Raw genomic sequence first — 6,608 nt, forward strand, 5'->3', positions numbered from 1 at the left:
AACGTGCGCCCGCTCTGACCGGCTACCCCGTTTTGCGGACTTCCTCGTACAACTGGACGGTGCGCCGGGCCACCGCGTCCCAGCCGAACTCCCGCACCGCGCGCTCCCGTCCGGCCTCGCCCATCCGCCGGGCCGCCGCCGGATCGGCGAGCACCGTGTCCAGGGCCCGCGCGAGCCCTGCCTCGAAGCCGTCGTCCACGGTGACGAGCAGGCCCGTGCGGCCGTCGTCGACCACCTCGGGAATGCCGCCGGTCCGGGAGGCGACCACGGCCGTCCCGCAGGCCATCGCCTCCAGGTTGACGATGCCCAGCGGCTCGTACACCGATGGGCAGACGAACACGGCGGCGTGCGTGAGCAGTTGGACGACGTCCGGGCGCGGCAGCATCTGCGGGATCCAGTGCACGCCTTCGCGCACCCCGCTCAGCTCCTGGAACAGCTCGCGGAACTCGCGGTCGATCTCGGGGGTGTCGGGGGCGCCCGCGCACAGCACGACCTGCGCAGCGGGGTCGATGTCCCGTACCGCGCGGAGCAGTCGGGGCACGCCCTTCTGCCGGGTGATACGGCCGACGAACAGGACGTACGGGCGGCCGGGGTCGACGCCGACGCGCTCGAGGACGTCCGTTCCGGGGTCGGGTCGGTACACCGCGGTGTCGATGCCGTTGTGCACCACGCGGACCCGGTCCGGGTCGAGCGCCGGGTAGCAGCCGAGGATGTCGTCGCGCATCGCGCCGGAGACGGCGATCACCGCGTCGGCGGCCTCGACGGCGGTGCGCTCGGCCCAGCTCGACAGGGCGTAGCCGCCGCCGAGCTGCTCGGCCTTCCAGGGGCGCAGCGGTTCCAGGGAGTGCGCGGTCATCACGTGCGGGATGCCGTGCAGCAGCTTGCCGAGGTGGCCCGCGAGATTGGCGTACCAGGTGTGGGAATGGACCAGGTCGCGGCCGGCGAGGGCGGCGGCCATGGAGAGGTCCACGGAGAAGGTGCGCAGCGCGTCGTTGGCATCGTCGAGCGAGCCCCAGGGGCGGTGGCGCAGGACCCCGCCGGAGCCGCCTTCGCCCCAGCAGTGCACGTCCAGGTCGACCAGCGGGCGCAACTCCCGGGCGAGGAACTCGACATGGACGCCCGCTCCGCCGTACACGTCCGGCGGGTACTCCCGCGTCAGCAGTCCCACTCGCACGCAAGCCCCCCGTCGTAGCGGTTGGAGCCCTCATGGTCACCCAGATGCGGCTGTCGGGGAAGAGCGCGGCGTTCCGGACCGGCCACCCGCGGGCCGCGGCGGCCGGTCGAAGCAGCAGTCGCCGCACAGTCCGCCGCCGGGCAGCCGGTAGTAGAGACAGCAGCTGCGGCGGCGCAGGGTGACCGGATCGAGGGTGCCGGACAGGCCCGGCCCGGCGAGCAGCCCCGCGGCGAGGGCGCGGGCGCGCCGGGCCACGTCGGGCCGTCCCGCCTCGCGGGACCAGCGGTCGAGCTGCCGGACGGCGCCGGCGAGGGCGGCGCCCGCGTTGCCCCGCAGCAGCCGCGGCGCGACGGTGTACCGGGCGCGCAGCGCCGCCGTCAGCGGGACGAGGTGCCCCTCGATGACGACGTCGGCGAGCGAGGCGACGGGCAGGGGGCGCACCTCGGACAGCCACAGGTCGTCCGGGGCGGCGCCGTCCGGGTCCCAGCGCAGCAGCCCGGGGGCGAGGTCGGGGACCCGGTCGCAGAGGGCGGCGGCGCCCAGGGCCACCGCCCACAGCCGGGCCACGAGCCCCTGCTGGGCGACCGACACCGCGATCCGGGTCTCGGGGGCCCGCAGGCTCGCCGCGACCTTGCCGACCCGGAAGCCCAGCGGATCGCCGTACCGCTCCCCCGGTCCGGGTCCGGTCCGGCCGGCGTACGCGCGGGCCAGTGTCGGCAGGGGGCCGTCCGGCGGTGGTCCGGTGCGCAGGACGGAGAAGCCGCCGAGGGCGGAGAGCGCGGTCAGGCCGGGGTCGAGGTCCACGAGAAGCAGTACCGCCAAGGTCTCGATGGGGTGACGTCCGGGGGATCCCCGGGGGGATCCACCCCTTGTCGCCCACCTGGGGGAGGACGGAGTCCCCTTTGTACTCCATCGGCAGTAGGACCCAATGCGTGCTCAAGGACGACGACACGGCGGTGACCGGCGAGGCATCGTGGGGACCATGGAAGCCGACCGCTCGCACCGCCGGGCACCGGGACACCGCCGCACACCGGGGAGGGACGCATGAACGCCCTCTCGCTCTCCGTCCTGCTCTCCTTCGTCTCCGCCGTCGCGTACGCGGGCGGGGCCATCGTGCAGGAGCAGGTCGCGGTGACGTCCCCGCACCGCGCGTACGCGCCGCTGCGCAGGCCCGCCTGGTGGGCCGCCGTGGCGCTGAACGGCCTCGGCGGGCTGCTGCACGTGGTGGCGCTCGCCTATGGTCCGCTGAGCCTGGTGCAGCCGCTCGGTGCGCTGACGATCGTGTTCGCGCTGCCGATGGCCGCCCTCTTCGTACGGCGCCGGGCGGGCGCGACCGCGTGGCGCGGCGCGATCATGGCGACGGTGGGCCTGGCGGGCCTGCTGTCCCTGGTCGGCTCGGCCGGTTCCCACTCGCTGAGCGGCGGCCAGCGGGTGTTCGCGGCGCTGGTGAGCGGCGGCGCGGTGGTGGCGCTGATGGTGGCGGCCCGTGCGGCGCACCGGCATCCGGCGGTGCGCAGCGTGCTGCTCGCGGTCGCGGCCGGGCTCGCCTTCGGGATGTCGTCGGTGTTCACCAAGACCGTCGCCGTGGACTGGACCGGCGGCGTCTCGCTTACGGAGCTGCCCTCGCTGGCCGCGATCGGCGTCCTGGCCACCGCCGGGATGCTGCTGTCGCAGGCGTCCTACCGGGGCGGCGGACTCGCGGCCCCGCTGGCCACCCTGACCGTGGTGAACCCGGTGGTGGCGGCCGCCGTCGGCATCACGATGTTCGGAGAAACCTTCCGCTACGGCACCACCGGCACGATCCTCGCGCTGGGCTGCGGGGTCGTGGCGGCGGGCGGGCTGATCCTGCTCACCACCGAGCGCCTTGCGGGCGAGCGCCGGACGGGCACCGTGCCCGCGCAGGCCGGGCCGGGCACGTCCGGCGGCGACGGGGACGCGGCCGGTGCGGACGAGGTCGTTGCCGCCCCGGCGCCGGTCGCCGACCGGCCGGACGCGCTCGAAACCGACCCTGCCGGGGCGCTGGGCTTCCGCTCCGAGGTGGTCGAGGAGCTGCTCGCCCGGCTGCCGGAGGAGACGCCCGGCACGGTCCACGAGGACGTGTTCGTGCCGGTGCCCGTCGTGCGTACCGTGTCGGACAGCGGCGGCTCCGAGCCGTCCGGCTGGACCGCGCCCGTCTTCTTCGGCCCCTTCTACGGCGGCGGGCCCTACCCGGCGCCGCGCCGCCCGCGTACCGGCGTCAGATCCTGACGCCGCCCGCTCGCAGATAGGCGACCGGGTCGACGTCGCTGCCGAAGCCGGGCCCCGTCCGCACCTCGAAGTGCAGATGCGGGCCCGTGCTGTTGCCCGTGGACCCGGAGCGCCCGATGCGCTGCCCGGCCACGACACTCTGCCCGCTCTTCACCGAGATCGCCGACAGGTGCGCGTACTGCGTGTAGCGCCCGTCGGCGTGCCGGACGACCACCTGGTAGCCGAAGGAACCGCCCCAGCCGGCCTCGACGATCCGGCCCGCGCCGACCGCCTTCACGGAGGTGCCGGTGGCCACGGGGAAGTCGACGCCCGTGTGGTAGCCCTTCGACCAGGAGCTGCCCGCGGCGTGGTACGGGGTGCCGGTGCCCGCGTTCACGGGCGCGACGAGGGTGTGGGCGGCCTTCGTGCCCGCGGAGTGCGTGGTGGCCTTCTTCTTGGTGGCCGCCTCGCTCTTCTCCGTGGTCTTCCGGGACTTCTTGCTCTGCTCGGTCTTCTTGGCGGCGGGCTTCGGGTCGGCCGTGCGGGCCGGTGCCTTCGCGGTCAGGCTCAGCCGCTGGCCCGGGACGATCAGGTCGGGGTCGGCGCCGACGACCTCGCGGTTGGCCGCGTAGAGCCGCTGCCAGCCGCCGCCCACGTGCCGCTCCTCGGCGATGCCGGAGAGCGTGTCGCCGTGCACGACCGTGTACATCCGCGCGGTGCCCGCCTGCGACTGGGGCGTGGTCTGCGGCCGCACGTCCCGCACCGTGCGCTCGACGGTCCGCGCGGAGGTGCCGGAGGAGGTGTCGAGCTGCGGGGTGCCGCCGCCGCGGGTGAGTCCGGCGCGCTGGGAACAGGTCGGCCAGGCGCCGGGTCCCTGCCCCTTGAGCACCTTCTCGGCGATGGCGATCTGCTGGTCCTTGGTGGCCAGGTCGGCGCGGTGGGCGTAGGCGGTGCCGCCGTACGCCTCCCAGGTGGACTGGGTGAACTGGAGGCCGCCGTAGTAGCCGTTGCCGGTGTTGATGCTCCAGTTGCCGGTGGACTCGCAGGCCGCGACCTTGTTCCAGGTGCTCACGTCGGCCGCGTCCGCGACGCCGGTGCCGATGAGCGGGATCGCCATGCCCGCGCCGCCCGCGGTGACGGTGAGTGAGGCGCGGTTGATCCTGTTCGGCTGGTACCGGCGGTGCCGGCCGCGTACGGCCATGGAGGAGCCCCCCTCGACAAAGCGTCAGGAGCGGCCAAAGTAAGCGCCGGGAACAGGCCAGGACAAGGCGGCAATCGGCCGTGCTCGTCCCTCGCGCGACCTGCGCACCTTTGGCCTTTCGGTGACGCGGTGTGACCTACCGCCCGTCGTGCGCGGGGAGCGCGCCCCCGGCGGCGGGTGCGCAGGTCCGGGGCGGCGCACGGCGGCACGCGGCGGCCGGCGCGCGCCGGGGCCGCGCAGGCGGGGCGGGGTTCCGGACGGCCGTCGGCCGGTGTGGCCGAAAGCGAACGGTCTTTCGTACCGCCCGCCGGTGAGGCACCGGAGGGTTCCGCTGCGTACACATGCTCGGCACGTCAGGATGGCCGGGGGCGATACTGGCGGGCACGACCGGCAGCACCGAACACAGGAACTCTCGGGAGCCAACCTATGAGCACTTCAGCGCAGATCGGCGTCACGGGTCTCGCGGTCATGGGCCGCAATCTGGCCCGCAACTTCGCACGCAACGGCTATGCGGTCGCCGTGCACAACCGGACGCCTTCGCGCATGCACGACCTGGTGAAGGAGTTCGGGCACGAGGGCGACTTCGTGGCCGCCGAGACCGCCGAGGAGTTCGTGGCGGCACTCGAACGGCCGCGCCGCCTGGTGATCATGGTCAAGGCCGGTGACCCGACGGACGCGGTGATCCGTGAGTTCGCCCCGCTCCTGGAGCCCGGCGACATGATCATCGACGGTGGCAACGCGCACTTCGCGGACACCCGGCGCCGCGAGAAGGAGCTGCGCGAGCAGGGCATCCACTTCGTCGGCACGGGCATCTCCGGCGGCGAGGAGGGCGCGCTGAACGGACCGAGCATCATGCCGGGCGGCTCGAAGGAGTCGTACGGCTCGCTCGGGCCGATGCTGGAGAAGATCTCCGCGAAGGCGTCGGACGGCGCGCCGTGCGTGACGCACGTGGGTCCCGACGGCGCCGGGCACTTCGTGAAGATGGTGCACAACGGCATCGAATACGCCGACATGCAGCTCATCGGCGAGGCGTACCAGCTGCTGCGCGACGTCGCCGGGTACTCCCCCGCGCAGATCGCCGACATCTTCCGCACCTGGAACACCGGCCGGCTCGACTCGTACCTGATCGAGATCACCGCCGAGGTCCTGTCCCACGTGGACGAGGCGACGGGCAAGCCGTTCGTGGACGTCGTCCAGGACCGGGCGGAGCAGAAGGGCACCGGCCGCTGGACCGTGCAGATCGCCCTCGACCTGGGTGTGCCGGTGTCCGGCATCGCGGAGGCCGTCTTCGCCCGCTCCCTGTCCGGGCACGCCGGGCTGCGCGAGGCCTCGCGCGGGCTGGCCGGGCCCTCGGCCCAGCGGCTCGGCGAGGCCGAGGCCGGGGCGTTCGCGGACCGCGTCGAGCAGGCGCTGTACGCCTCGAAGATCGTCTCGTACACGCAGGGCTTCCACGAGATCAGCGCGGGCAGCGAGGAGTACGACTGGGACATCGACCTGGGTGCCGTCGCCACCATCTGGCGCGGCGGCTGCATCATCCGCGCCGCCTTCCTCGACCGGATCCGCGAGGCGTACGACAGCCGGCCCGACCTGCCGAGCCTGCTCTCCGACGCGACGTTCGCGCAGGAGATCGCGGCGGCGCAGGACGACTGGCGCGAGGTACTGGTCGCGGCGACCCGGCAGGGCGTGCCCACGCCCGGTTTCGCGGCGGCGCTCGCCTATTACGACGCACTGCGCGCGGAGCGGCTGCCGGCCGCGCTGACCCAGGGCCAGCGGGACTTCTTTGGCGCGCACACCTACCGGCGCGTCGACCGCGACGGCTCGTTCCACACGCTGTGGGGCGGCGACCGCTCGGAGGTGTCCGCGTAGCGGCGCCATAGCCTGACGGGCCTCGGCGGCGGAAGGGTCTCTTCCGCCGCCGGGGCCCGTCGGGGGCCCGGAGCGCCTCCGGTGCGGCGGGGGGTGCGGGGGGGGGGCCCGGGGTGGGAGGCGGGGGCGGACGGCTGTCGC

Annotated in this window: 5 protein-coding genes; 2 read left to right on the forward strand and 3 right to left on the reverse strand. The window is 74.3% G+C overall.

What is annotated here, in order from left to right:
* Positions 1-22: 22 nt before the first annotated feature.
* Together glgA and ACFV6E_RS36685 are read right to left on the reverse strand one after the other, a co-directional pair.
* Entirely contained in the window at positions 23-1,174 is a 1,152-nt protein-coding gene (glgA, locus tag ACFV6E_RS36680; protein WP_385467633.1) for a glycogen synthase, read from the reverse strand.
* Positions 1,175-1,210: 36 nt separating this feature from the next.
* On the reverse strand, positions 1,211-1,996 hold the full coding sequence (locus ACFV6E_RS36685; RefSeq protein WP_385467636.1) for a (2Fe-2S)-binding protein: 786 nt from the start codon (positions 1,994-1,996) through the stop codon (positions 1,211-1,213).
* A gap of 222 nt (positions 1,997-2,218) precedes the next feature.
* On the opposite strand from ACFV6E_RS36685, the gene ACFV6E_RS36690 reads away from it, so the two are divergent.
* A complete protein-coding gene (locus ACFV6E_RS36690) occupies positions 2,219-3,421 on the forward strand; it encodes a DMT family transporter (protein ID WP_385467639.1) in 1,203 nt (400 codons plus the stop codon).
* Here ACFV6E_RS36690 and ACFV6E_RS36695 read toward each other — a convergent pair.
* Positions 3,411-4,601 carry a transglycosylase family protein gene (locus tag ACFV6E_RS36695; RefSeq protein WP_385165389.1) on the reverse strand — a complete coding sequence of 397 codons (1,191 nt, stop codon included), beginning with the start codon at positions 4,599-4,601 and terminating at the stop codon, positions 3,411-3,413. The genes ACFV6E_RS36690 and ACFV6E_RS36695 overlap by 11 nt on opposite strands.
* A 426-nt stretch (positions 4,602-5,027) precedes the next feature.
* Between ACFV6E_RS36695 and gndA the strand changes: the two genes are divergently transcribed.
* Positions 5,028-6,467 carry an NADP-dependent phosphogluconate dehydrogenase gene (gene gndA, locus ACFV6E_RS36700; RefSeq protein ID WP_385467642.1) on the forward strand — a complete coding sequence of 480 codons (1,440 nt, stop codon included), beginning with the start codon at positions 5,028-5,030 and terminating at the stop codon, positions 6,465-6,467.
* Positions 6,468-6,608 lie beyond the last annotated feature (141 nt).

The sequence above is a fragment of the Streptomyces sp. NPDC059785 genome (assembly GCF_042732375.1).
Classification (GTDB): domain Bacteria; phylum Actinomycetota; class Actinomycetes; order Streptomycetales; family Streptomycetaceae; genus Streptomyces.

What these genes read in the sequence shown, in the direction of transcription:
- ACFV6E_RS36690 (WP_385467639.1), top strand. Translation starts at nt 2,219, where the DNA reads ATGAACGCCCTCTCGCTCTCCGTCCTGCTCTCCTTCGTCTCCGCCGTC.
- ACFV6E_RS36695 (WP_385165389.1), bottom strand. Translation starts at nt 4,601, where the DNA reads ATGGCCGTACGCGGCCGGCACCGCCGGTACCAGCCGAACAGGATCAAC.
- gndA (WP_385467642.1), top strand. Translation starts at nt 5,028, where the DNA reads ATGAGCACTTCAGCGCAGATCGGCGTCACGGGTCTCGCGGTCATGGGC.